The 23,663-nt window shown below is 53.5% G+C and carries 27 protein-coding genes; 21 read left to right on the top strand and 6 right to left on the bottom strand.

The window, feature by feature from the left end:
• The first annotated feature begins 4 nt into the window (after positions 1–4).
• The 13 genes from ACIKP9_RS05075 to nagZ all read left to right on the top strand — a co-directional run bounded on the left by ACIKP9_RS05075 (position 5) and on the right by nagZ (position 13,477).
• Positions 5–1,819, top strand: a complete 1,815-nt coding sequence (locus ACIKP9_RS05075) for a translocation/assembly module TamB domain-containing protein (protein ID WP_400880123.1) — start codon at positions 5–7, stop codon at positions 1,817–1,819.
• A 74-nt stretch (positions 1,820–1,893) separates the two neighbouring features.
• Entirely contained in the window at positions 1,894–2,088 is a 195-nt protein-coding gene (locus ACIKP9_RS05070; RefSeq protein WP_400880121.1) for a hypothetical protein, read from the top strand.
• Positions 2,089–2,505: a YdbL family protein gene (locus tag ACIKP9_RS05065; RefSeq protein ID WP_400880118.1), complete on the top strand. Its 417-nt coding sequence runs from the start codon at positions 2,089–2,091 to the stop codon at positions 2,503–2,505. It abuts the gene before it with no gap.
• A gap of 25 nt (positions 2,506–2,530) precedes the next feature.
• Positions 2,531–3,307 carry a 3'-5' exonuclease gene (locus tag ACIKP9_RS05060; RefSeq protein WP_400880116.1) on the top strand — a complete coding sequence of 259 codons (777 nt, stop codon included), beginning with the start codon at positions 2,531–2,533 and terminating at the stop codon, positions 3,305–3,307.
• Between the two features lie 34 nt (positions 3,308–3,341).
• Complete coding sequence (gene rlmD / locus ACIKP9_RS05055) at positions 3,342–4,679, top strand: 23S rRNA (uracil(1939)-C(5))-methyltransferase RlmD (protein ID WP_400880113.1); 1,338 nt, start codon at positions 3,342–3,344, stop codon at positions 4,677–4,679.
• Positions 4,679–6,178, top strand: a complete 1,500-nt coding sequence (locus tag ACIKP9_RS05050) for an ABC transporter substrate-binding protein (protein WP_400881864.1) — start codon at positions 4,679–4,681, stop codon at positions 6,176–6,178. Before rlmD ends, ACIKP9_RS05050 begins: the two co-directional genes overlap by 1 nt.
• The gene (locus ACIKP9_RS05045; protein ID WP_400880111.1) at positions 6,179–6,661 is read left to right on the top strand and encodes a L,D-transpeptidase family protein; all 483 of its coding nucleotides are present in this window, start codon (positions 6,179–6,181) and stop codon (positions 6,659–6,661) included.
• Positions 6,654–7,565 (top strand): nickel ABC transporter permease, encoded by a 912-nt coding sequence (gene nikB, locus ACIKP9_RS05040; RefSeq protein ID WP_400880108.1) that lies wholly within the window; start codon positions 6,654–6,656, stop codon positions 7,563–7,565. Before ACIKP9_RS05045 ends, nikB begins: the two co-directional genes overlap by 8 nt.
• Positions 7,562–8,356, top strand: coding sequence for an ABC transporter permease (locus tag ACIKP9_RS05035; protein WP_400880105.1), 795 nt, complete (start codon positions 7,562–7,564; stop codon positions 8,354–8,356). The genes nikB and ACIKP9_RS05035 overlap by 4 nt, the downstream gene beginning before the upstream one ends.
• Before the next feature lie 23 nt (positions 8,357–8,379).
• Positions 8,380–9,081, top strand: a complete 702-nt coding sequence (locus tag ACIKP9_RS05030) for a queuosine precursor transporter (RefSeq protein ID WP_400880102.1) — start codon at positions 8,380–8,382, stop codon at positions 9,079–9,081.
• An 80-nt stretch (positions 9,082–9,161) separates the two neighbouring features.
• Positions 9,162–10,877, top strand: a complete 1,716-nt coding sequence (locus ACIKP9_RS05025) for a molecular chaperone HscC (protein WP_400880099.1) — start codon at positions 9,162–9,164, stop codon at positions 10,875–10,877.
• A complete protein-coding gene (locus ACIKP9_RS05020) occupies positions 10,874–12,400 on the top strand; it encodes a hypothetical protein (RefSeq protein ID WP_400880097.1) in 1,527 nt (508 codons plus the stop codon). The genes ACIKP9_RS05025 and ACIKP9_RS05020 overlap by 4 nt, the downstream gene beginning before the upstream one ends.
• Before the next feature lie 27 nt (positions 12,401–12,427).
• A complete protein-coding gene (gene nagZ, locus ACIKP9_RS05015; protein ID WP_400880094.1) occupies positions 12,428–13,477 on the top strand; it encodes a beta-N-acetylhexosaminidase in 1,050 nt (349 codons plus the stop codon).
• A 62-nt stretch (positions 13,478–13,539) separates the two neighbouring features.
• Here the strand turns inward: nagZ and ACIKP9_RS05010 are convergent, their stop codons facing one another.
• Positions 13,540–14,058 carry an FxDxF family PEP-CTERM protein gene (locus ACIKP9_RS05010; RefSeq protein ID WP_400880091.1) on the bottom strand — a complete coding sequence of 173 codons (519 nt, stop codon included), beginning with the start codon at positions 14,056–14,058 and terminating at the stop codon, positions 13,540–13,542.
• Between the two features lie 348 nt (positions 14,059–14,406).
• Here ACIKP9_RS05010 and ACIKP9_RS05005 point away from each other — a divergent pair, with 348 nt between their 5' ends.
• Both ACIKP9_RS05005 and ACIKP9_RS05000 read left to right on the top strand, forming a co-directional pair.
• A complete protein-coding gene (locus ACIKP9_RS05005; RefSeq protein WP_400880089.1) occupies positions 14,407–15,093 on the top strand; it encodes a Bax inhibitor-1/YccA family protein in 687 nt (228 codons plus the stop codon).
• Between the two features lie 79 nt (positions 15,094–15,172).
• Positions 15,173–16,246 carry a rhomboid family intramembrane serine protease gene (locus ACIKP9_RS05000; protein ID WP_400880086.1) on the top strand — a complete coding sequence of 358 codons (1,074 nt, stop codon included), beginning with the start codon at positions 15,173–15,175 and terminating at the stop codon, positions 16,244–16,246.
• Between the two features lie 7 nt (positions 16,247–16,253).
• Here the strand turns inward: ACIKP9_RS05000 and ACIKP9_RS04995 are convergent, their stop codons facing one another.
• The 5 genes from ACIKP9_RS04995 to cysZ form a co-directional block, all read right to left on the bottom strand.
• Positions 16,254–16,472 (bottom strand): hypothetical protein, encoded by a 219-nt coding sequence (locus ACIKP9_RS04995; RefSeq protein WP_230347603.1) that lies wholly within the window; start codon positions 16,470–16,472, stop codon positions 16,254–16,256.
• Between the two features lie 52 nt (positions 16,473–16,524).
• Entirely contained in the window at positions 16,525–17,025 is a 501-nt protein-coding gene (gene tadA, locus ACIKP9_RS04990; RefSeq protein ID WP_400880084.1) for a tRNA adenosine(34) deaminase TadA, read from the bottom strand.
• A 99-nt stretch (positions 17,026–17,124) separates the two neighbouring features.
• Entirely contained in the window at positions 17,125–17,580 is a 456-nt protein-coding gene (locus tag ACIKP9_RS04985) for a phosphate-starvation-inducible PsiE family protein (protein ID WP_400880081.1), read from the bottom strand.
• 118 nt (positions 17,581–17,698) lie between these two features.
• On the bottom strand, positions 17,699–18,604 hold the full coding sequence (locus tag ACIKP9_RS04980) for a LysR family transcriptional regulator (RefSeq protein WP_400880079.1): 906 nt from the start codon (positions 18,602–18,604) through the stop codon (positions 17,699–17,701).
• Positions 18,601–19,410 (bottom strand): sulfate transporter CysZ, encoded by an 810-nt coding sequence (gene cysZ, locus ACIKP9_RS04975; protein WP_400880076.1) that lies wholly within the window; start codon positions 19,408–19,410, stop codon positions 18,601–18,603. The genes ACIKP9_RS04980 and cysZ overlap by 4 nt, the downstream gene beginning before the upstream one ends.
• Before the next feature lie 90 nt (positions 19,411–19,500).
• Here cysZ and ACIKP9_RS04970 point away from each other — a divergent pair, with 90 nt between their 5' ends.
• From ACIKP9_RS04970 to ACIKP9_RS04945, 6 genes are all read left to right on the top strand, one after another.
• On the top strand, positions 19,501–20,214 hold the full coding sequence (locus tag ACIKP9_RS04970) for a pirin family protein (protein ID WP_400880074.1): 714 nt from the start codon (positions 19,501–19,503) through the stop codon (positions 20,212–20,214).
• A 26-nt stretch (positions 20,215–20,240) separates the two neighbouring features.
• Positions 20,241–20,807 carry a flavodoxin family protein gene (locus tag ACIKP9_RS04965; protein WP_400880071.1) on the top strand — a complete coding sequence of 189 codons (567 nt, stop codon included), beginning with the start codon at positions 20,241–20,243 and terminating at the stop codon, positions 20,805–20,807.
• A gap of 38 nt (positions 20,808–20,845) precedes the next feature.
• The gene (locus ACIKP9_RS04960; RefSeq protein ID WP_400880069.1) at positions 20,846–21,433 is read left to right on the top strand and encodes a YceI family protein; all 588 of its coding nucleotides are present in this window, start codon (positions 20,846–20,848) and stop codon (positions 21,431–21,433) included.
• Between the two features lie 83 nt (positions 21,434–21,516).
• A complete protein-coding gene (locus ACIKP9_RS04955; RefSeq protein WP_400880066.1) occupies positions 21,517–22,593 on the top strand; it encodes an alkene reductase in 1,077 nt (358 codons plus the stop codon).
• Between the two features lie 4 nt (positions 22,594–22,597).
• Positions 22,598–23,200 (top strand): nitroreductase family protein, encoded by a 603-nt coding sequence (locus tag ACIKP9_RS04950; RefSeq protein WP_400880063.1) that lies wholly within the window; start codon positions 22,598–22,600, stop codon positions 23,198–23,200.
• Between the two features lie 59 nt (positions 23,201–23,259).
• Positions 23,260–23,631, top strand: coding sequence for a thioredoxin family protein (locus ACIKP9_RS04945; protein WP_400880060.1), 372 nt, complete (start codon positions 23,260–23,262; stop codon positions 23,629–23,631).
• Positions 23,632–23,663 lie beyond the last annotated feature (32 nt).

The raw sequence follows: 23,663 nt of genomic DNA, 5'->3' as shown, positions 1-23,663 counted from the left end.
GTTTATGAGAGATGGGATTCGTCATCGGCGCAATGCTACGATTGTCTGGATGGGCTTCATCTGCGGCATGTTGTCTTTGACCTTGCCTGCACACGCAATCAGCCGTATCACCATAGAGGCCGAGACTGTGGAGGCTCCTTCGGTCAGTTTGCGTAAGGTCAAGGGTGAGCTGGGCCTGGATGGACGAGTGCGGTTGCAAGCAGACTTGAGGCAACAGGGGAGTGCTGATTGGCAGGCGCTGACGCTGGCTTGTGATCAGGCCTTGCGTCCTGTGCCGGATGAGTGGCGTTGTGAGCGGGGGGGGTTGAAGGCCGCCAATGTGAAGTTGCCATTCAGTTTGCTGCTCAAGCAAGGCAAAGCAGCGGCGGCGCAATATCAAGTGGCGCTGACGTTGCGCGATGCTTCGTTCAGTAATCAGGCGGGGACACAGGCTGCGGAGAAGCTCAATGCGGATTTATCGCTGGAGTTGCGTCAACAAGCCAATGGTTGGCAGTGGCAGGCGGCGCTGGATTGGCGCAGTGGGGAGCTGTATTCTCAGCCTTGGTATTTTGCCGAAGGCGGACATCGTCTGGTAGCGAGTGGGTATTATGCCGGGGATGAAATCAAGGTGGATGCTGCGGAAGTCACGCTGGCCAAGGTGGGCAAGGCTGCGCTGAGTGGGCGCTGGCAGGCGGGCAGTCTGCAGGATTTATCGATAGATGCTGCGCAGTTGCAGTTAGCGCCGCTGTACCACTTGTTGCTGCAACCGCTATTGGCGGATAGCGCGTTGAATAAACTCGATATTGCCGGGCAGGGCAGCATGAAGTTTGAGTGGCGCAATGGCGAGCCAGTGTCTGCCTTGCTGGCGCTCAATGATGTGGATCTGGAAGATCAGGATGGCCGCTTTGCCTTGTATAAGCTGAATAGCCATATTCCCTGGTCGTATGACGAGGCACAGGTGGCGCAGCTTGCTTATGCTGGCGGGCATTTCCTCAAAATCCCGCTGGGGGAAGCCAGTGTGCTGGCTGACCTCAATCGCTATTCCCTCACCATGTCGCAGCTTTACCTGCCGATTCTAGATGGTGCATTGAGTCTGACGGATGTCTCTGCCACACGGGCTGCGGGTGATTGGCACTGGCACTTGCGTGCCAACCTGGTGCCTATTTCCATGCCTGTCTTGAGCCAGGCGCTGGGCTGGCCGCGCATGGAGGGCAAAGTGGCGGCGGCGATTCCGATGGTGACTTATAGCCGTGGCAACCTGACGACCAATGGCGATTTATTGTTCCAGATGTTCAACGGCAACATCTCTGTGAGTAACCTCAGCATGCAGACCCCGCTGGGCGCGGCTTCCAGGCTGCATGCCGATGTGCAGATGCGCAGGCTGGATCTGGGCGACATCACCCGCACTTTCTCGTTTGGTGCGATTGAGGGCAAGCTGGATGGCGATGTGGCTAACCTGGAGTTATCCAACTGGCAGCCGGTGAGCTTTGATGCACGGCTTTATAGCAGCCCTGGCAGTTATCGCAAAAAAATCTCGCAACGTGCGGTGGAGAACATTACCGCCTTGGGTGGCGCTGGAGCGGCTGCGGCGATACAGCGTAGCGTGCTGCGGTTTTTCAGTGAGTTCAATTACAAGCAGATCGGCTGGAATTGCCAGCTACGCAATGATGTCTGCCTGATGAGCGGGGTGGAATATACGCCGCAGGGCTATGTGATCGTCAAGGGCAGTGGCATCCCGGCGATCACGGTGATGGGCTACAACCACAATGTAGGCTGGAGTGATCTGCTGGCGCGCCTCAAGCGGGTGACTGAAGGTAATAGCAAGCCGATTATCAAATAGCTCTGCTGACCAGCCCTGCCGGGAAAACACTGACTAGGGTACAATTCTGCCGGATAGCATTAAAGGAATGTGCAATGCAAAAAAACTGGAAATTAGCGCTAGTGGCATTCAGCATCATGGCACTACCTGCTTGCGTTACGATCAATATTTACTTTCCGGCTGCGGCCGCGGAAAAAGCGGCTGACCGGATTATTGACGATGTCTGGCAGCTCAAGGAAAAGACCGATGGCAAGGCAGCACCTGCTAATAGCCAACAGGAGACAAAATAAATGAAAAAATTTATTGCATACAGCATGTTGTTGGCTGGGTTGATGGTGACTCCCTTGGTGCAGGCGGCGGCTGATCTGGAAATTAACACGCCGGCGATTTCTACTATTAAAAACAGCATGCAGGCACGCCACGCCCAGTTGTCTGGCTTTTATGCCAGCGGCGCGGTCGGTTTCACGCGGGATGGACTGGTGGCTGTGCGGGACGCCAATGCGGTGCCGCTGGCCCAGCGCCAGAGCCTGAATGGGTTGGTCGCGGCAGAAAACAATGATCGCAACGCGCTATACAAGGAAATCGCCAATGCCAACAGTCATCCCGAGTGGGAGGCTGAAGTGCGTAGTACCTTTGCCCAGCGTTGGATACAGAAGGCCCAGGGCGGCTGGTACTACCAGGATGGTAGTGGTTGGGTGAAGAAATAAGCATGCAAACAAGTAAAGCACGTACATGACACCCACGCTGATATTTGACATAGAAACCATCCCGGATACTGATGGCTTGCGCAAGCTTTACAGCCTGCCAGCCGAAACGACGGATGAAGATGTGGCGCGCGTGGCATTCCACAAGCGTCGCCAGCACAATGGCAGCGAGTTCCTGCCTTTGCATCAGCATCGTGTGGTGGCGATTTCATGCGCCTTGCGGGAGGGAGATAGCTTCCGTGTCTGGACGCTGGGCAGTGCTGATGCGACAGAGCAGGAGATCATCCAGCGCTTTTATGACGGCATTGAGAAATACACACCTAACTTGGTGTCGTGGAACGGCAGCGGTTTTGACTTGCCAGTGCTGCATTACCGGGCGCTGGTGCATGGCATCAGCGCGCCACGGTATTGGGACTTGGGTGACGATGACCGCGAGTTCAAGTGGAATAATTACATCAGCCGCTACCATACACGCCACCTGGATTTGATGGACTTGCTGGCGCTTTACAATGGCCGTGCCAATGCGCCGCTGGATGAAATCGCGCAATTGTGTGGTTTTCCCGGCAAGCTGGGCATGGATGGCAGCAAGGTCTGGGATGCGTTTGTGCGTGGCGAAATCAACGCGATCCGGGATTATTGTGAAACCGACGTAGCCAATACTTATCTCGTTTATTTGCGCTTCCAGCGTATGCGTGGCGTGCTGGATCAAGCGGCCTATGAGCAAGAGGTGGCATTGGTGCGCGACACTTTGGCTGGCTATCCGGGTCAGCATTGGCAGGAATTCTTAACTCACTGGCAGCAATAAATCACTGCTTGCCTGGCATTATTTGACACAATCCATGAGCAATACAATCGCATTAGTTGAAGCACTCGACCACGAGGGTCGAGGCGTAGCCCACGTTGAGGGCAAAACCATTTTTATCGACGGCGCCCTTCCGGGGGAGCACGTGACCTACAAGACTCGTCGCCGCAAGGATAGATACGAGGTTGCTGACGTGGTGGACGTGTTGCAGGCTTCGCATCTGCGTACCGAGCCAGCCTGTAAACACTTCGGTATCTGTGGTGGTTGTGCCTTGCAGCACCTGGAGTTTTCCGGTCAGGTGGCGGCCAAGCAGCGCATGCTTGAAGGCAACCTCTGGCATATCGGCAAGACGCATTCCGAGCGTATGCTGCCGCCTATCTACGGCCCTGCCTGGGGCTATCGTCACAAGGCGCGCTTGCGTGTGCGTTATGTGGAAAAAAAGGGTGGGGTGTTGGTTGGCTTCAATGAGAAATCCAGCAGCTTTGTCGCTGACATGGACAGCTGCAAAGTCTTGCCGCCAGCCATTTCCAATCTCATCGAGCCGATGAAGGATCTGGTGGGCAAGCTGAGCATCCGTGAGCGCGTACCGCAGATCGAGGTGGCCGTGGGTGAATTGGCTACCGTGCTGGTGTTACGCATCCTGGAGCCATTGCAACCGCAGGATACCGCGCCTATCAAGGCGTTTGCTGATCAATACGGCGTGGAAATCTGGACGCAGAGCAAGGGGCCGGACACGGTTCAGCCTTTCTATCCGCAGCAAGGGCCAGGCTTGAGTTACTCATTGCCAGAATTCGACCTGACTTATCCCTTCAAGCCTACCGAGTTTACCCAGGTGAATCCACATATCAACCGCGTGATGCTGCGCCGTGCCATGCAGTTGCTGCAACCGCAGGCGGATGAGCGCATTGCCGATTTCTTCTGTGGCTTGGGTAACTTTACGCTGCCGATTGCGCGTAGCGGTGCTTCTGTATTCGGTACGGAAGGTTCGGCAGCGCTGGTGGCGCGTGCGCATGAAAGTGCTGCACTCAATGGCCTGGGCGGGCAGGTGGAGTTTCAGGAGGCCGACTTGTTCAAGATGACGCCTGGGCTTCTGCAATCGCTAGGTAAGTTTGACAAGTGGTTGATTGATCCACCACGCGATGGCGCCATGGAGCTGGTGAAGGCATTGCCCGATGCGGAAGATACCGCAGCCGATACTTCGCATGTGCCGCAACGTATTGTTTATGTGTCATGTAACCCCGCTACCTTGGCGCGTGATGCTGGCATCTTGGTGCACACCAAGGGTTATCGATTGCTCGCCAGTGGCGTGATCAATATGTTCCCGCATACCTCGCATGTGGAATCTATCGCACTCTTTGAGAGAGCAGCCCCGTGATGTGGCGGCAGGCATGGCGGCTTGGCAGCCTGGCTACCCTGATGGTGGCATCGCTGCTATTGCTGGATGCCTGTAGTCGCGATACTGCCCCGGTGCAAATCCGTAGCGCCGTCAGCCAACTGCCGCAAACGCTGGACCCGCGTTATGCCACGGACGCTGCTTCTGCACGCGTCAATCGTCTGCTTTATCGCTCGCTGGTCGATTTCGATGCCAATTCTCACCCTGCATCTTCCTTGGCAAGTTGGCGTGTGCTTTCGCCACGCCTGTTTCGCTTTACACTGGGGCAGCATGGGCGGACCTTTCATGACGGGCGCTACCTCACGGCTGAGGATGTTGCTGCTACCTATCAATCTGTACTTGAGTTAGCGGATTCTCCACATGCTGCTGAGTTTGCCAATATCAGCAAAATTGAAGTGCGTGATGAGAATACGCTGGATTTTTTTCTCAAGGATGCGGACAGCAACTTTCCTTCGCGGCTGATCCTCGGCATCCTCCCGGCTGAATTGATCGCACGTGCGCATGATTTTTCACGAGAGCCTGTTGGCAGCGGGCCGTTCAAGTTTATCTCCTGGCAGCGCTCGCTTAATCTGGAACGCCAGTCTGACCGCAAGCGTTTCGTCTTCGAGGAAATCCGTGACCCGACAGTGCGCGTGCTTAAGCTGGTGCGTGGTGAAACCGATATCTTGCAGGGGGATTTGCCTCCCGAGCTGGTGGAGTATCTGAAAAAACAGCCTGGGCTGCAAGTACAGGAATCCCCAGGTTCCAATTTCGCTTATATTGGCCTGAACATGCAAGATACGGCGTTGCAAAAGCCGCTGGTACGTCAAGCCTTGGCGCATGCGATCGACCGTGAATCTATCATCCGCCATACCCTGGTTGGAGGCAGCCGTCCAGCAGAAACCATCCTGCCGCCAGAACATTGGGCCGGCAACAGCGAGCTGGTGCCTTATCAATACGATCCCGCACTGGCGCGGGAGTTGTTGCAGCGTGCTGGTGTGAGCCTGCCACTCAAGCTGGTCTATAAAACGTCTACTGATGCTCAACGCGTCAGGCTTGCCACCATGATGCAAGCGCAGATGCGCGAAGCTGGGATTGAGCTGGAAATCCGCAGCCTGGATTGGGGGACTTTTTTCGATGACATCAAGCGTGGCAATTTCCAGCTTTACGGCTTGATGTGGGTAGGTATCAAGACGCCAGAAATTTATCACCTGGCATTCCATTCATCCTCCATCCCGCCTAAAGGTGCCAACCGTGGTCACTATGCGGACGAGAAAACTGATGAGCTGATTATGGTGAGCGATTGGGCCAAGGTGGCGGCGCGTGTTCATGAGCAGTTGCCCTATATCCCGTTGTGGTACGAAGGCCAGTTTGCCGCCACGCGCCAGCACATCCTTGGCTACCAGTTGCACCCGGACGGTAGCTGGGATGGTTTGGTGGACGTTAAGCGCAGCAAGTTGAAGTCTGTATTCCCTGGAAAGAATACCCTGGAGGGCTTCTAGATGCGGATAGAGGTTTCCATCTCATCCCAGACCTTGTGTTTGCTTGATGATCTTGGGCAAGTGCTCAGGCAGTTCCCGATCTCAACAGCGCTCAAGGGAGTAGGCGAGCAGAAAAACAGTTATTGCACCCCGCGTGGCATGCATGTGGTGCGCGCCAAGATAGGCGATGGACAGCCGCTGGGGGCTGTGTTCCGAGCCCGTAGGCCTACGGGTGAAGTGTGGACGCCTGAGTTGCATGCGCAACACCCTGGGCGAGATTGGATACTGACCCGCATCCTCTGGCTGTCAGGATGTGAGCCGGGTTTCAATCGCTTGGGAGATGTCGATAGCATGCAGCGCTATATCTATATTCATGGCACCCCTGATAGCGAGCCTATGAGCGAGCCGCATTCGCATGGCTGCATCCGCATGCGTAACGATGACGTGGCAGCTTTGTTTGATCTGGTGCCATTGCACACTCCCGTGATGGTGCGGGATGCTTAAACGCGTAGTGGGCATTGTGCCCGTTGTTTTTGGTGTGTTGCTACTGACCTTTTTGCTTGTACACCTGGTGCCTGGTGACCCGGTTGAGGTGATGCTGGGGGAATCTGCCCCCATGGCTGATCGTGACCAGTTGCGTGCGCAATTGGGGCTGGATCAGCCGCTGCCAGTGCAGTTTGGCCATTATCTGGTGGCTTTGTCGCAAGGCGATTTTGGTCGTTCCATTCATAGTCGCCAGCCCATTGCCGATACTTTGCTCGAGCGATTGCCAGCCACCGCTAGCCTGGCACTGTGTGCCTTGTTGATTGCGGTGGGCATAGGCCTGCCCTTGGGCATTATTGCCGCGCTCAAGCAGGGGCGTTGGCCAGATGGGCTGGCAACCTTACTCAGCCTGAGTTTGTCCGCCATGCCGCATTTCTGGCTTGGGCCATTATTGATGTTGCTGCTGGCCTTGTGGCTGGGTTGGTTGCCGGTGAGCGGCATGAGTGAACCTGGGGCCATCATATTGCCTGCACTGACGCTAGGCTTCGGCTTGGCTGCCATTCTCACACGGATGACCCGTGCCAGCTTGCTCGAAGTGTTGAGTGAGGATTTTGTTCGTACCGCACGTGCCAAGGGGATTAGCGAGCGTAAAGTGATCTTGCGCCATGCACTACGAGCGGCTTTGCTGCCTATCGTGACCGTTGTCGGCTTGCAATTAGGTAGCCTGCTGGCGGGCACGGTGATTACTGAAACCGTGTTCGGCTGGGAAGGTATAGGCCGCCTGCTGGTTGAATCAATAGAAAAGCGTGATTACCCGGTGACGCAAGCCTGCGTGGTGGTGATTGCCCTGAGCTATGTTGTCATTAATCTGCTCACCGATTTACTTTACGTCAGGCTAGACCCCAGGGTGAGGCTTGTCACATGAGGCGCTGGCCGTATTGGGTCTTGGCTTTCTGGTTGATGGTCGTGACGTGTTCTCTGCTGTTTGACTTCAAGCCAGATGACATCAATCTGCAACAAGTGCTGGCATTGCCTGGGCATGGCGCTTTGCTTGGTAACGATGACCTGGGGCGAGACATCGCCGCCCGCTTGGCTGCCGGGGCCGGGGTTTCGTTGTTGGTCGCCTTGGTAGTGACCCTGGTGACGCTGACACTAGGCACGGCAATCGGCCTGCTAGCTGGCTATTGTGGCGGCTGGGTTGACCGTTTGCTGATGCAGGTGACGGATGTGTTTCTCGCCTTCCCCGGTATTTTGCTGGCGATTGCGTTCGCAGCCGTGTTGGGGCCTGGCCTGGATAACTTGCTATTGGCGTTGTGCATGACTTCCTGGGTGGGCTATGCACGCTTGACGCGTGCCCAGGCCTTGAGCCTGCGCCAACGCCAGCATGTACAGGCAGCGCAATCGCTGGGCGCATCGGCAGGCCGCATCATGCGCAAGCACATGCTACCGCTATTAGCGGCGCCATTGGTTGTTGAAGCGACTTACAGCATTGCTGGTTTGGTGATTGCCGAGGCTAGTTTGTCTTTTCTTGGGCTGGGCATACAAGCACCACACGCCTCCTGGGGCTCCATGTTGCGGGATGGTGTGCGCTATTTGCTGGTGGCACCGCATTATGTGCTGGCTGTTGGGATTAGCCTGATGTCGGTGGTGCTGGCGATCAACGTGTTGGGCGATCAACTGCGCGATGCCTGGGATGTCAGGCGCATGCGAGATTAATACGGAATAACGGGAGAGGGGGCATGCAACAGCGTACTTACCGGTATTACGATTTCGTCATGGTGGCGTTCGTGGTGGTGTTGGTCTGCTCCAATCTCATCGGCCCTGCCAAGATTTCTCAGCTTGATCTGCCATGGATAGGTACCCTGACCTTTGGCGCGGGTGTACTGTTTTTCCCGATTTCTTATGTATTTGGCGATGTGCTGACCGAGGTCTATGGCTTTGCGCGTTCACGCCGCGTGATCTGGACTGGTTTTGCTGCCTTGGCTTTTGCCTCCGCCATGGCCTGGATCATTGTCGCCTTGCCGCCCGCGCCGTTTTGGCATAACCAGCATGCCTATGAAGTCGCTTTCGGCTCAGCCTGGCGCATTTCCCTGGCTGGGTTGATCGCCTTTGCCTGTGGCGAATTTGTGAACTCCATGGTGTTGGCCAAGATGAAGGTGTGGACTGAGGGCAAGTGGCTATGGACGCGCACGATAGGCTCCACTGTCGTTGGCGAAGGCGTTGATTCGCTTTTGTTTTACCCTTTAGCTTTCTATGGCAGTGGCATTATTCCTGATGACAAGCTGCCTTTGGTGATGTTTGCACAGTTTCTCGCCAAGACCGGGGTTGAGGTAGTATTGACGCCCGTGACTTATCGCGTGGTGGCTTTCCTCAAGCGTGCTGAGAGCGAGGATTACTATGACAGGCATACCGATTTCAATCCATTTAGTATTTCAACTTAGTACCTCAACATGACCACGCCATGTGCCTGATCGGCGCATAGCATCAATCAAAATAACGTAGCAAGGGAGTATGGCATCACATGATTGTTGGTATCGACTTAGGCACCACCAACAGCCTGGTGGCTGTTTGGCAAGATGGGCATGCTGTCATTATCCCTAACTCGTTGGGACACCACCTCACTCCTTCCTGTGTCAGTCTGGATGATAATGGTGATGTGCTGGTTGGGCTTGCTGCGCGCGACCGCATGCTGTCGCACCCATCGCAGACGGCGGCGCTGTTCAAGCGTTATATGGGCACGCAGCATGAAGTCAGGCTGGGCAAGCGTGTATTTCGTCCTGAGGAGCTTTCCTCGCTGATCCTGAAAAGCCTGAAAGCTGATGCCGAACACTACCTGGGGCAACCAGTCACCGAGGCCATCATCACTGTCCCGGCTTATTTCAACGATGTACAGCGCAAGGCCACCAAGCTGGCGGGTGAGCTTGCGGGCTTGAAGGTGGAGCGTCTACTCAATGAACCGACTGCTGCTGCCCTGGCCTATGGCCTGCATCAGGGGGGCGACGACAGCCAGTTTCTGGTATTGGATTTAGGTGGAGGTACCTTCGATATCTCCATTCTGGAAATGTTTTCTGGCGTAATGGAAGTGCGAGCAACGGCCGGTGACAATCACCTCGGCGGCGAGGATTTTGTCGATGCGCTGGTGCAGGCCTTTCTGGATCGCGAAGCCACCAAGGCCGCAATCAAACGGGATAAGCTCCAGCCTCATCAGATGGCGTTGCTGAACAGCGAGGCTGAGCGCGTCAAGCGTGAGCTAACCTCAAGCGAGCAAGCGATGTTTCGCTATGTGGATGGTGATACCAGCCTGGAGTGGACTGTGGATAACGCGGAGTTCGAGAAGATCACCGCACCCTTGCTCAAGCGTCTACGTGAACCTGTCGAGCGTGCGATGCGTGATGCCGGTTTACGCGTGGCTGACTTGCAGGAGATCGTGCTGGTGGGCGGTGCAACACGCATGCCTATCGTCCATCGGCTCGTGGCTAAAATGATGGGGCGCTTCCCCAGGCGTGATGTGCACCCGGATGAGGCGATCGTAATTGGTGCCGCTGTGCAGGCTGGTCTCAAGATGCAGGATGCGGCCCTGGATGATGTGGTGATGACTGATGTCTGCCCTTATACCCTGGGTGTGGAAGTGGCAGAAAAAAATAATCTCGGACAATATCGCCACGGTATATTTCTACCCGTGATTGAACGTAATACTGTCATTCCCGCTAGCCGTTCGCATCCGATTTCTCCCTTGAATGATGAGCAGAAGGTCGTTGCCTTGCGCATCTTTCAGGGGGAAAGCCGTGAAGTGAAGGACAACGTTTTGCTTGGATCTCTCGACGTGACATTGCCCTCCGCCAAGGAAAGTAATGGCTGGCGCGATGTGGATGTGCGTTTTACCTATGACCTCAATGGCCTGATCGAGGTGGAAGCAACCGTGTTGGCCACCCAGCAACGCTATGCTCTGGTGATTGAGCAAACTCCGGGGGCAATGACTACGCAGGAAATTGCACATAGCCTGGAGAAGCTGGCAAACCTGAAGATATCCCCGCGCGAGCAGGCTGAGAACAAGGCATTACTGGCTCGTCTCGGGCGCCTGTATCAACAGATGCTTGGGCAGGAGCGGCAGATTGTCTCTGATTGGACGCGTGTTTTTGAGAATGCGCTGGAGACGCAGGAGCCTCGCGCCATTCAGCAGGTGCGTGAGCAACTGAGCGGCTATGCCGACCAACTGGAAGGCAGGCCTGTGCTATGACGGCAGGCACCTGGGAAATACTGGGGATTGAGCAGACCTCAGACCAGCATGCCATCAAACGTGCTTATGCTGCCAAGCTCAAGCAACACAAGCCGGAGGATGACCCTGTTGCTTTCCAGCGCCTGCGCATGGCTTTTGAGGAGGCGCGCAGTATGGCGCAATACCTGCATGAGGTTGAGCCGTCAGCGCAAATGTCGCAATCACTAGCATCTGCTGAGATGGCTAGCAATCTGCCTGATACGCCATCATCAGTCGTACCACAGATCAACATCTATCTGGAGCAGGAGACGCTCCAGCCGCAGCCAGATTCTCGTACTGAGCTATCTGCCGAGCCCGTCCTGCATGACGTTGTCCAGCCTTTATACGAAGAAGCGCGTACGCATGCCAGCTATATATGGGAGTGCGTGCAGGCCAAACATGCTGAACAGGAAATGGCATCTTGGCTGACACGTTATCTTGAGCAGGATTGGTTTATACACATGGATGCGCGTCAGTTCCTTGAGCATGCCTTGCTGAATATTGCCATCGAAGGTGATCAGCCTTCCATACGCTCCGATGTCATGCGTTTCGTTGGCAGTTTCTTTGATTGGAACGCCAATTCGCTCCACCGCCGTGATGAGGCATGGCTTATCAGGTGTTTCTGGTATCGCTACGAATTTTCGCTGGCCTGGGAGACGATACACGCCGTCAACCCGGACAACCCCATGTTGAAACGTGTGGTGAAGATGCTCAAGCAAGCGCCTAGGACTTGGCTGTTTCGCATGGAGGCATTGCTGCGTCCCAAGCAAATAACACTGTTTCGCCAGTTATTTGAGCATTGGGATGAATATTGTCCAGAAATTTACAAGTACCTCAATGATGGCTCGGTGAGCTGGTGGCGCCAATACACCCTGGATGAAAATCGTACCCTGTGGCCGTTGTTCGACAACACTGGCACCGTACTCGCCTTTGTTGCACTGGTACTGGCGTTGTTTACGCGGGAGCAGATTCAAGCCGAGACCATTATGTTATTGCCTCTGTGGGGCATCTTATTTGCTGCCTTGTATGGTGGCCGTATTGCTTATGGTCAATTTACTTTCATGACCGCACCTTATCGCCAAGGCTTCTGGCAAGCCTGGAGTCGGCTTTTGCAACATCCAGCTGCTGTCCCTGCTGTGATTCTGTTCAGCCTGGTGGACATTGGCTTGCTTGCCAGCCTGCCAGAGGGAGTGCCCTTGATTCTATTGGCCATGGTGTCGTATCTCTTGCCGTATTTATTTCTGCGCGATTTCAAGGAATGGTTTGGGCTTAATTTTCTTGCGCTGCCAATGTTGATGTTACTTTCCGTATTCCAGCCTTATGTTGCCAATCCTCTTCTATTGCTGCATTTTGGTGGTGTTTGTATCATCGCGGGAGGTTGGTATGGCTTATCTCGCATGGCGTTTGCCAAGCACTGGAGCCACGTCCAGCTTGCCCAGCGTATAAAATACTGGAACTATCTGGCGATGGGCTTGCCTTTTATCCTGCTGGGTTTCTTCATTTAAACACACTATTTCCCCGGATTATTATCCATGACACTTGGCCCTATCATGCTCGATGTCGTCGGCACCGAGCTTACTCCAGCAGACATTCGCCGCATCCGCCACCCTTTGGTGGGTGGCGTGATTCTGTTTGCACGCAACTTTGAGTCACCCTCTCAACTGAAGGCGTTGACCGAAAGCATTCATGCCGTGCGTCAGCCCCCCTTGCTGATCGCTGTTGATCACGAGGGCGGGCGCGTGCAGCGGTTTCGTGAGGGCTTTACACGTATCCCACCCATGCGCGAGTTTGGCAAGATTTGGGATGAGCATCCGCGCAAAGCCAGGCAGTTGGCAGAGGAGGCTGGCTGGATCATTGCGGCAGAGCTACGCGCCCATGGCATTGACTTCAGCTTTACGCCCGTGCTGGATATGGATTACGGTGAAAGCCAGGTGATCGGTGATCGCGCTTTTCACGGCGACAAGCAAGCCATTAACGAGCTGGCATTTTCCCTGATTCAAGGCCTAAAACGCGGTGGCATGGCGGCTGTCGGCAAGCATTTCCCTGGTCATGGCTATGTGGTGGCTGATTCGCATGTGGCTATCCCCGTTGATGAACGCGAGTTCGATCAGATCGCCTCAACCGATATGCAAACCTTCCGTCAATTAATTGATGACGGCATCCAGGCCATCATGCCTGCCCACGTTATCTATCCAAAGGTCGATGACAAACCCGCCGGTTTCTCCGAGCGTTGGCTGCAAAAAGTCCTGCGCCAGCGCCTGGGCTTCAATGGTGTTATTTTTAGCGATGATCTGTCGATGGAAGGAGCCGGTGTGGCAGGGGATGTGACCCAGCGTGCGCTGGCTGCACTCAATGCCGGTTGTGACATGGTGTTGCTCTGCAACCAACCTGACAAGGCCGATGAGCTATTGGCTAACCTGAAGTGGGATATTCAGGCACAAAGCCTGGCCCGGCTTGCCCGCATGCATGGGGGCCGCCACCCATCCGGCATGGTGGCCTTGCACGAGGACCCGGATTTTATGCACGCAGTGCACCGAGTTGGCTTGGTAGGCAAGGCAGATGGTGATCTGCCGTTTGCTTGAGTTGTTGAATAGACAATAAAAAACCCGCCTAAGCGGGTTTTTTATTGGTTCAATGCTAAAAATTAAGCAGAGAACTTGGAACGGCTACGCGCTGCAAAACCGATCAGACCCAGGCCCAGTGCCAGCATGCCATAGGTGCTTGGCTCTGGAACAGCTGCGATCAGGGCGATGTTGCCATTGTATGAAGGGATGCCTGTGTAGGTACCTTTGATGTTGATCCAGTATTGTGCAGGAGCAATGGAATCAACCTCAATAGCGCCGTAAGTCAGCTTTGCGGAGTACGATAAAAGATCACCAATGGTCAGTCGTGTGCCATTTTGTGCGTCATAAAGATCGAAAGCAGTAAAAATTACACTTTTGGTGCTATTGCCGTTGATGCCTGCGCTAAGAGCAGCGTAGCTATCAACAGAGAAAGAAATCCAATCATCAAAACTACCGCCAGTCAGGTTTTTGCTTTGAAATGTGTAAAGCTGTTCAGTTGCTGTTGAGTTATCAGCGTCAAATTCAACTACTGCAGCAGCTTGCGCGCTAGCAGTTGCACCGATCAGTGAAACAGCCAACAGAATTGCCTTGAGATTCATTGCCTTCATTTTGTATTGCCCCTAAAGAGATATTTAACAGCGAAATTAATATCAAGTTGATATTGTTTTAAATTGATGGGGCGAGAATATGATGGAGCAAGTAGGGCGGCAATAGCCCGAAGGAACTAACAGGACTTGTTTTTGAGGCTGGTCGCGGGTTTCAGTGATTATGACATTTTAGCTTTCAGGTGTTTAATAGCGCTGACTCGAAAAGTGCAAATAATTTAGAGCAAATATCTCGAACTACAATGGTTTCGCTGGGTTTGATTCGGTGCAAACGGTTGAAACTTTCACAGTTATTAGCTAGTCTTAGGCTTAGTTTCAGTTTTTTCCTAGGGGGTACCATAGATGCAAACGAATTATCAAGTCGCTAATACACAAACGCTGCCAGCGAGCGCACACAAGGTATTACGCAATACTTATATGTTGTTGGGCTTGACCATGATCCCAACCGTGATTGGCGCGCTGGTCGGCATGTCCATGAATTTCTCATGGATGGCGGCTAGCCCGATCATGTCTTCCTTGATTATGCTGGCCGTGATGTTTGGCCTGTTCTTCGCGATTTCCGCTAACCGCAATAACAGCTTCGGCGTGGTTTTGCTGCTGGGCCTGACTTTCTTCATGGGCCTGATGCTTGGCCCTATCTTGCAAGTAGCATTGAATCTGCGTAATGGTGGCCAGCTGGTTGGCTTGGCTGCAGGTGGTACTGGTCTGATCTTCATGACCCTGGCTGGTATTGGTGCTACCACCAAGAAGGATTTCAGCTTCATGGGCAATTTCCTCATGGTTGGCCTGATTCTGTTGATTGTTGCTTCGTTGGCTAATATGTTCTTCCAGGTGCCTGCTGCTTCGCTGGCGATTTCCGCGATTGCCGTATTGTTGTTCTCAGGCTTCATCTTGTTTGATGTGAATCGCATCGTACGTGGTGGCGAAACCAACTATGTGATGGCAACCTTGTCTTTGTACATCAATATCTACCAACTCTTTGTCAATCTGCTGCAATTGCTGATGGCATTCATGGGCGAACGTGACTAAGCTTGATTCGCTGATCAAGAACCCGTCCTTGTGGCGGGTTTTTTGTTTGAGCTTCTGTGTTACCTGTTAAATTGACTGCATGACTGATCTCACCAAAAACTGGCCTTCCCTAGGGGCTGCCATCAAACAACGTACGCCGGGTATCCCGGTGACCAAGTGCCTGATTGCAGCCAATCTGTTGGTGTTTGTGTTGATGTTGTTTAATGGGGCTGGCTTCTGGCATTCGCCCAACAATGTGCAGTTGGCCTGGGGGGCCAATTTTGGCCCTGCGACCCAAGATGGCGAATGGTGGCGTTTGTTTACTGCCTTGTTCCTGCATTTTGGCGCGGTGCACCTGACATTGAACATGATTGCATTCTGGGATGGTGGGCAGTTGGTCGAGCGCATGTATGGGCACTGGCGCTATCTCACGATCTATCTCGTCAGTGGTCTGCTAGGTAACCTGGTGTCGCTGGTATGGCAAGGCAATCAGGCGGTATCTGGCGGGGCTTCAGGGGCCATTTTTGGTATTTATGGCGCCCTGATTGTATTTCTCTGGCAGGAGCGGGCTGTGCTGGATAGGCACGAATTCCGCTGGTTGTTTGGCGGGGCTTGTGTATTTGCGATCGCGACGATTGCATTGGGCTTCATGATCCCTAGCATTGATAATGCTGCGCATATCGGCGGCTTTGTGGCTGGCTTGTTGTCTGGCTTGATGTTGATGCGAGGGTTGCAAGTGCATGCCTTGATCCCGCGTTTACCCAGGCTGGTGGCTGGCGCAGTGCTGGCAGCGGCAGTGGGGTTGATGCTGATCAAGCTGCCTGAGCCAAAGTACAACTGGGGTGAGGAGTTGTTGCTGCAAAAGCAGATAAATGCCTTTATCCAGGAAGACCAGGCGATTAATCGATCCTGGTTGAATATCATGCACGAGAGCAAGCAGGGCAACGTGACCTATTTTGAGTTGGGCGAGCAGATCGAGAACGACATTACCGACCGCTATCAGGAGCGTTACGAGGCTTTGTCGCAATTGCCTTATGACCCCAGGCTGCCATCAGCGGCGCAACTGGAAAGTATCTTGCAATATACCAAGCAGAAGCGCGATGCATCGCGTGCCATCGCCGAGGAGCTGAAGCAGGGCAAGCAGCCTAATCTTCCTGCCAAGCCCTTGCCGTAACTACTGGTCAGGCCTTGGAGCGCAGCTTGTCCAGACCGACGATCACTAACGACATCAGCCACAGCAATGCCTTGAAGGTGTTCATTACCGGGATCAGGCTCCAGAACACGTTGCCAAGGATTTGCCGGCAGAGCATGTTCTTGAAGCAGGTGGTTTTGTAGATAGTGGAAAGCAGGCACAAGCCAAGTGAGACGAAATAGATGACCAGATAGGATTCGGGGATCATGGCTGTTTTTCTCCTTGTTAGACTGCTGAAATCATATGAGTGATTAGGGCAATCAGCCTGCCTTGGCTGTTTTCTGCAAGCGGCGGCGTTCGGCAAAGAAATTGGAAAGGGTAGCGCCGCACTCTGCTGCCAGTAGGCCTGACTCTACTGTGGTGTGATGGTTGAGCTTCTCCTCGGCCATAAGATCAATGACGCTACCGCATGCGCCGGTCTTGTAGTCGTATGCGCCGAACACCAGCCTGGCGATGCGGGCATGCTGGATGGCACCCGCGCACATGGCGCAGGGTTCCAGCGTCACGTAGAGGGTGCAGCCTACCAGGCGATAGTTGCCGAGCTTGGCTGCTGCATCCCTCATGGCGCGTATTTCGGCATGGGCGCTGGGATCATGGCCTGTAATGGGTGCGTTGCTGCCGCGCCCGATAATTTCACCATCCTTGACCACTACTGCGCCTACGGGCACTTCGCCAGCATGCGCTGCTGCTTCTGCCAGTTGCAATGCAGCACGCATGAAATCTTCATCGGTGATTGGCAAAGGTGAATGCAGGCCCAACATTAAATATCCAGTGTTCTGATCAAGGCCATTATTTTGCCATGGTTCTGGCATGGGCATGTGGCCCGCGATTTTTGCTGTGATTGTGCAGGGCGCGTAAGCTTAATCCACGCGCTGTTTTTGACCCAAGCGTACCAAGACGAACGTCAATCCAAGCATCAGGCCTGCACCTACCCAGAGCAAAACTTCCATCGGGTCTGGTGTGACTTCTTGCACGGGCATGATGATGAGCTTACGCAACACCAATACCATGGCGACTTCAATAAAGGTTTCTACCTCCAGCTTGGCACCCATGAGGTAGCGGATTTCTGCTGAGATCAAGGCTGAGATCGACCAGAGCAGCATGAGTGTGCCTAGCGCATTGAGGAATCCATGCACGAGATTGTTGGCGGCAAAGGCAGTACGGACATCCAGGAAAAACAACCAGGCGAACATCATGACCGATACGGCAAGCGCAAGGCCGATAGTGATGTGCGCGAAACCATTGAGCCAGAGCATGGCGCGTATGGTGTAGCGATTAATGACGTTGAATTCTCGTGGAAAGTGATTTTGTGCCATGGTGGTATGTGGTCTCCCCTTGTGTGTTGTTATTCAACGGCACCCTTTATAGGTAATTGAGGTGTGATGCCGCTATGCAATATACCAAATTTCATATTGATCAATACGAGTTGGTTTTTCAGCCGAGAAGGAAGTCTTCCATATCGACTTTCTGCAGTTCATCCAGTAGCCATCGCTGAGCTTTGCCGCCATTGCTGCGCCAAGCGATATAGGCGATGACTCCTGGCTTGGGTTCCGCCACCTCACGTATCAGCAATTCACCTCGGGCGGCATGGTGTTCGGCAAGCTTGCGCGGCAGGTAGCCTACACCCAGTCCCTTGATTTGGGCTAGTGTCTTGCTGGGGATATCAGGCACGGAAAGCACATCCTGGCCATCAAGGATGCCGGAAGTCTTTGGGGGCAAACTGCGCGAGCTGTCGGCAGCAGAAACCGAGCGGTATTGCTGAATATCGTGATTTGATAATGGTTCAGGTGCTTGTGCCAGAGGGTGCTTGGGGGAGACTGCAAACACGAACTCCAATGGGCCAAGCAGACGGGTGGTGTAACCGCCACCTGGAGGACCTTCACCGGGTGCACCGATAGAAATATCGGCGCGGTTACTGATGATGGCATCCCAACTACCGCCATATACCTCCTTCAGCAATCGCACCCTGGTGCCGAAATTCTGTGCGTAGAAGCGCTCAAGAATGTCGTAGAGCGGCTCCATGCACAAAATGTCACTGATGGCGATGCTGATGTCGGTCTCCACGCCGGTGGCTACGCGGCGAACGCGACATTCCAGTTCGCTTGCTGCCTTGAGCAGGTGCCGGCCTTCACGCAACAGTTCCTGTCCGGCCTCGGTAAGCTTGGCCTTGTGCCCGCTGCGGTCAAATAATTGGATGTTCAGGCTGTCTTCCAGTGTGCGTATGGTATAGGTGATGGCAGACGGGACGCGATATAAGCTTTCCGCGGCTGCGGAAAAGCTGCCTTCGCGATCAATCGCATCCAGTACTTCCAGTGCCTCGATAGAAAGCTTGATGCTCATGGCTGGCTTATCTTGGCTACATCACGCTCATGTACCCAGAACAATGTGGCACCCGCAATCGCCGCAGGCATCATCAAGACATTGAGGCCGGGTATCCACAAGGCAGCATAAACGCTGGCCCCGAAGCTCAGGCTTTTCCAGCGCTTTTGTCGTAGCCAGGCCAGCATGGCCTGCCAACTTAACTTGTGGTTATCTGCTGGATAATCCAGGTATTGCACACACATCATCCAGATGCCAAACAGCAGCCATAATGGCGGGGCCAGCAGGTTGATGCCAGGAATCAATGACAATATCAGCAAGCCAAACGCACGTGGCAAGAAGTACATGAGTTTGCGCAGCTCGCGGCTTAAGGTTCTTGGCAGCATAGCCAGCAGCTCTTGCAGATTGAATGCAGGGAAATCATCCTGGCCACGCACCATCACCTCGACTTTTTCTGCCAACAGGCCATTGAAAGGTGCGGCAATCAGGTTGGCAAATAAGCTGAAGGTAAAAAAGATGATGAGGACCAGCAGGATGACAAATAGCGGCCAAGCCAGGTAATAAAGGAAATCCAGCCAACCGGGCAGGGTTGCTAATAGTCTGGTCAGCCACTGGCCGAATTGCTGCACGCTGTAATAGACCATGCCAATGAAAAGTGCGAGATTGGCGAGTAATGGCAGCAGCACGAATAGGCGCAAGCCAGGGCTGAGCACCAACCTTAAGCCTTGCATTAAATATTGTGGCCCGGAGAGCGGGCTAGGGTGAATGGCAGTGTTCATGGCGTGTATGAGCGGTGCAGTCGCAACATGTTCATAATTTTTGAACAATATATACAAAATTCTTTGCTATTCATACTGGGAGCGATTATCTACTATGCCTGCTCACGTTCAATATTCTTGAAGATGAGGAGGTATAGCATGATCAGTTTGCGCAAAGCACAGGATCGCGGCCATGCAAACCATGGCTGGCTGGATAGCTACCATTCATTTTCCTTTTCCAGTTATCAAGACCCAGAGCACATGCATTATTCCGTGCTACGGGTGATCAATGAAGATGTGATTGCCCCCAGTATGGGCTTTGGCATGCATCCGCACCGTGATATGGAAATCATCACTTATATGCTCAAGGGCGAATTGCGTCATGAAGATAGCCTGGGCAATGGTTCGGTGATCCGTGCTGGGGATGTGCAGCGCATGAGTGCAGGTACCGGCATTGTTCATAGCGAATTCAATGCGTCTGATCGTACCCAGGCACATCTCTTGCAGATATGGCTACTACCCGAAAAAAATGGGATAGCGCCTGGGTATGAAGAAAAGCATTTTGCAGCAGCGCAAAAGCAAGACCGTTGGCGCTTGATTGCATCACGTGATGGCCGGGAGGGTTCTTTACATATCCATCAAGATGTTGAATTGTATGCAACAGTGCTGACTGAGAACCAGCAGCTTGAATACAGCGTATCTCCTGGACGTAGCGTCTACTTGCAGGTGGCGCGTGGCAGCATTGCGTTGAGCGGCTTGCTGCTCGAGGCTGGTGATGCAGCCAAGGTTGATGCCCAGCAACAGATCGAGATAACGGCAGGGGAGGAAGCAGAACTCCTCTTGTTTGACTTGCCAGCACACCAATCCCATTAATCTTGTGTGATTAGAAAGGAAGCATCATGACGAAAGTTGTAGTGGTTTATCACAGTGGCTACGGTCATACCGAAGCTCAGGCAAAGGCAGTTGCACGCGGTGCAGAGAAGGTGGCAGGTACGGAGGTAACGCTCTTGAATTCCGAGCAGGCCCAGCAGGATTGGGATACGCTTAACGCAGCCGATGCCATTATCTTTGGCAGCCCAACCTATATGGGCTCTGCCTCTGCCCAGTTCAAGGCATTCATGGATGCGAGTTCCAGTATCTGGTATCAGCGTGGCTGGAAAGACAAGGTTGCTGCAGGTTTTACAACCTCTGCTAGCCAAAGCGGAGATAAACTCAACACGATTGTGCAATTGACCATTTTCGCCGCTCAGCATGGCATGATCTGGGTAGGAAATGACTTGCTGCCAGGGAACAATAGCAGCACAGGCTCGGTCAATGATTTGAACCGTCTTGGCGGTTTCCTGGGTGCGTTGGCACAGGCGAATAGTGATCAGGGTGCTGATGTGGCACCTTTGCAGAGCGACTTGCTCACTGCCGAACACTTGGGTGAGCGTGTTGCCCATATCACCAATAAGTTACGCGCTTAAAACGAATAATGAATTTTGATCATCAGAGAGGAGCTCCAATGCATCATTCCATCGCCAAACTAAGCCTGGTAGCAGGCTTATTCGCAGCTAGCAGCCTGGCATTTGCCGCAGCTGAAACTTATGAAATCGACAACAAGCATAGTTTTGCCAATTTTGCGATTCGTCATGTTGTGGCCAAGACTTCTGGTACATTCAGCGATGTGACTGGCAAGCTGGTCATCGACAAGGATAACCTCGCCAATTCCAGCGTGGATGCCAAGATCAACGTCTTGAGCGTGAACACCAGCAATGAAAAGCGTGATGAACACATCAAGAAAGAGGAATACCTGAACGCTGGCAAGTTTGGCGAGATACATTTCGTCAGCAGCAAGATCGTGCCGACAACAGCGAGCCAAGGCAATGTCACTGGCAAGCTCACCATTAATGGCGTCACCAAGGAAGTCACTTTCCCGTTTGCTGTGCTGGGTTTTGGTAAAGATCCATGGGGTGGTGTGCGTACCGGCATTGAAGCCAAGACCATCATCAAGGCTTCTGATTATGGTTATGGTTATGGTTGGGGCAAGCCTGGTTCCCCCGTAGGGGATGATGTTGAAGTGACTCTGCTGATCGAAGGCATCAGGAAATAAGGCCACATATCCACGACATCAACGCCGTCTTGCCCTGCAAGTACGGCGTTTTGTTATTGAGTTGATTGAAAGAGGAGAGTTGAATGTCTGACGATTTATTCAGCCCGGTCAAACTGGGCAGCATCGCACTCAAGAACCGTATCGTCATGGCACCCTTGACCCGTAACCGTGCGGGCAAAGGCAATGTGCCACAGCCGATCAATGCCGAATATTATGCCCAGCGTGCTTCCTCTGGGTTAATTATTACCGAGGCCACGCCGATTTCCGCCACTGCTCATGGCTACCCTGCTACGCCAGGCATTCATGCTGCTGAGCAAGTTGAAGGCTGGAAGTTGGTGACCAAAGCCGTGCATGCCAAAGGAGGCAAGATCGTGCTGCAACTCTGGCATGTTGGTCGGATTTCCCATCCCTCCCTGCAACCAGGCAATGCCTTGCCCGTAGCACCTTCTGCCATCAAGCCTGCCGGACAGGCTTTCACCTATGAAGGCTTGCAGGATTTTGTTACACCGCGCGCATTGGCGATTGAAGAGTTGCCAGGCATTGTTGCAGATTATGTCAGTGCCACTCGCAATGCATTAGCAGCTGGGTTCGACGGTGTCGAGATTCATGCTGCCAATGGTTATCTGCTTGATCAGTTCCTGCGTGATGGCACTAATCACCGCACTGATGAATACGGTGGCAGTATCGTCAACCGTACCCGTCTCTTGCTGGAAGTGACCAAGGCCGTGGTTGAAGTGGCTGGCGCTGACCGTGTGGGCGTACGCATCTCTCCGCTCAACCCGTTTAACGATATCAGTGATTCCAACCCTCAAGCCTTGTTCAATCATGTGGCAGAGTCCTTGAATCCGTTTGGCCTGGCTTATCTTCATGTTGTTGAAGGCGGCATGGGTGGTGCTGACGTACCCGCATTTGACTTTGCCGACTTGCGTCAACATTTCCAAGGCGCTTATATTGCCAACCTTGGCTACGATAAGGCCAAGGGCAATTCCGCGATTGCTTCTGGGCATGCTGATGCCATTGCCTATGGTGCTATTTATATTGCCAACCCCGATCTTGTCGAGCGTTTCCAACAGGATGCGCCGCTGAATACGCCTGACCAAGCCACCTTCTACGGTGGCGATGCCAAAGGCTACACTGATTACCCAACCCTAAAAGGATAACAATATGTCAAGAAAACCAGCCGTCACCAGTGTCGCGATTGATAACACCATTGCCGAGCGCTGGAGTGGCCGCGCCTATGATGCCAGCAAGCCAGTGACACATGAGCAAACTATCGCATTGCTCGAAGCTGCGCGCTGGGCACCTTCCTGCTATGGCGACCAACCTTGGCGCTTCATCGTCTGGGATAAGAACAAGGATGCAGCCGCCTGGCAAAAAGCCTTTGAAACCCTGGTTGAGTTCAACCAAGGCTGGGTGAAGGAATCGCCAGTATTGGTATTAATCGCTGCTGATACCAAATTCCACCACAATGGCAAGCCCAATCCTTTTGCTGCCTATGACAGCGGTGCTGCAGCTGAGAACCTTTGCCTGCAGGCCACTGCGCTAGGCTTGCAAGCACACCAGATGGCAGGCTTTGATGCGGATAAGCTACGTGCCGCCTTTACAGTGCCAGAGCAGATCCAGATTATTGCCCTGATCTCAGTGGGCTATGCTGCTGATCCTGCCACCCTGGAAGGCGAGATCAGGGAACGTGAGTTGGCACCACGTACCCGTCGCGAGCTGGGTGAGTTGTTCTTTGATAGCGCCTGGGGCAAGCCTATTGCTTGAGTGGCAGGTATACAGGTCTGTTATAATGAAAAATTCCATCCATTAGCCGGGATTTAATCATGCCTGTTTTGCAGCTCAACAAAGCCAACTTCAAGCAAACCATTGAGAGTAATGATTTTGTCATTGTCGATTTCTGGGCCCCCTGGTGCCAGCCATGTGTTGCTTTTACACCGATTTTTGAGGCTGCTGCCGAGCAAAATCCAGATATCGTCTTTGGCATGGTGAATACCGAGGAAGACCCGGAAATCAGCGAGTATTTTGAAGTGACCAAGATTCCCGGCATCCTCATCATCAGAGAGCAAGCCGGGATTCATGCTCAGGTGGGTGAGGTAGGTGCGCCTGCACTGGAGAAAATGATTGAATGGGCAAGAGCCTATGACATGACTCAGGTGCGTGAGTACTACGCCCAGCAGGCAGCTGAAACCAAGTAATGGATAAATAGCCGTTGCAAGCTAAACGGCGT

The sequence above is a fragment of the Methylobacillus methanolivorans genome, from assembly GCF_044751345.1.
GTDB lineage: Bacteria > Pseudomonadota > Gammaproteobacteria > Burkholderiales > Methylophilaceae > Methylobacillus > Methylobacillus methanolivorans.
Note: the sequence above shows the minus strand (reverse complement) of the source record. Positions and strands in the feature narration are given on the sequence as shown.

Bases quoted from the DNA above. Each gene is read 5' to 3' on its own strand.
- ACIKP9_RS05075 (WP_400880123.1), top strand. From the start codon at position 5: ATGAGAGATGGGATTCGTCATCGGCGCAATGCTACGATTGTCTGGATG.
- ACIKP9_RS05070 (WP_400880121.1), top strand. From the start codon at position 1,894: ATGCAAAAAAACTGGAAATTAGCGCTAGTGGCATTCAGCATCATGGCA.
- ACIKP9_RS05065 (WP_400880118.1), top strand. From the start codon at position 2,089: ATGAAAAAATTTATTGCATACAGCATGTTGTTGGCTGGGTTGATGGTG.
- ACIKP9_RS05060 (WP_400880116.1), top strand. From the start codon at position 2,531: ATGACACCCACGCTGATATTTGACATAGAAACCATCCCGGATACTGAT.
- rlmD (WP_400880113.1), top strand. From the start codon at position 3,342: ATGAGCAATACAATCGCATTAGTTGAAGCACTCGACCACGAGGGTCGA.
- ACIKP9_RS05050 (WP_400881864.1), top strand. From the start codon at position 4,679: ATGTGGCGGCAGGCATGGCGGCTTGGCAGCCTGGCTACCCTGATGGTG.
- ACIKP9_RS05045 (WP_400880111.1), top strand. From the start codon at position 6,179: ATGCGGATAGAGGTTTCCATCTCATCCCAGACCTTGTGTTTGCTTGAT.
- nikB (WP_400880108.1), top strand. From the start codon at position 6,654: ATGCTTAAACGCGTAGTGGGCATTGTGCCCGTTGTTTTTGGTGTGTTG.
- ACIKP9_RS05035 (WP_400880105.1), top strand. From the start codon at position 7,562: ATGAGGCGCTGGCCGTATTGGGTCTTGGCTTTCTGGTTGATGGTCGTG.
- ACIKP9_RS05030 (WP_400880102.1), top strand. From the start codon at position 8,380: ATGCAACAGCGTACTTACCGGTATTACGATTTCGTCATGGTGGCGTTC.
- ACIKP9_RS05025 (WP_400880099.1), top strand. From the start codon at position 9,162: ATGATTGTTGGTATCGACTTAGGCACCACCAACAGCCTGGTGGCTGTT.
- ACIKP9_RS05020 (WP_400880097.1), top strand. From the start codon at position 10,874: ATGACGGCAGGCACCTGGGAAATACTGGGGATTGAGCAGACCTCAGAC.
- nagZ (WP_400880094.1), top strand. From the start codon at position 12,428: ATGACACTTGGCCCTATCATGCTCGATGTCGTCGGCACCGAGCTTACT.
- ACIKP9_RS05010 (WP_400880091.1), bottom strand. From the start codon at position 14,058: ATGAATCTCAAGGCAATTCTGTTGGCTGTTTCACTGATCGGTGCAACT.
- ACIKP9_RS05005 (WP_400880089.1), top strand. From the start codon at position 14,407: ATGCAAACGAATTATCAAGTCGCTAATACACAAACGCTGCCAGCGAGC.
- ACIKP9_RS05000 (WP_400880086.1), top strand. From the start codon at position 15,173: ATGACTGATCTCACCAAAAACTGGCCTTCCCTAGGGGCTGCCATCAAA.
- ACIKP9_RS04995 (WP_230347603.1), bottom strand. From the start codon at position 16,472: ATGATCCCCGAATCCTATCTGGTCATCTATTTCGTCTCACTTGGCTTG.
- tadA (WP_400880084.1), bottom strand. From the start codon at position 17,025: ATGTTGGGCCTGCATTCACCTTTGCCAATCACCGATGAAGATTTCATG.
- ACIKP9_RS04985 (WP_400880081.1), bottom strand. From the start codon at position 17,580: ATGGCACAAAATCACTTTCCACGAGAATTCAACGTCATTAATCGCTAC.
- ACIKP9_RS04980 (WP_400880079.1), bottom strand. From the start codon at position 18,604: ATGAGCATCAAGCTTTCTATCGAGGCACTGGAAGTACTGGATGCGATT.
- ACIKP9_RS04970 (WP_400880074.1), top strand. From the start codon at position 19,501: ATGATCAGTTTGCGCAAAGCACAGGATCGCGGCCATGCAAACCATGGC.
- ACIKP9_RS04965 (WP_400880071.1), top strand. From the start codon at position 20,241: ATGACGAAAGTTGTAGTGGTTTATCACAGTGGCTACGGTCATACCGAA.
- ACIKP9_RS04960 (WP_400880069.1), top strand. From the start codon at position 20,846: ATGCATCATTCCATCGCCAAACTAAGCCTGGTAGCAGGCTTATTCGCA.
- ACIKP9_RS04955 (WP_400880066.1), top strand. From the start codon at position 21,517: ATGTCTGACGATTTATTCAGCCCGGTCAAACTGGGCAGCATCGCACTC.
- ACIKP9_RS04950 (WP_400880063.1), top strand. From the start codon at position 22,598: ATGTCAAGAAAACCAGCCGTCACCAGTGTCGCGATTGATAACACCATT.
- ACIKP9_RS04945 (WP_400880060.1), top strand. From the start codon at position 23,260: ATGCCTGTTTTGCAGCTCAACAAAGCCAACTTCAAGCAAACCATTGAG.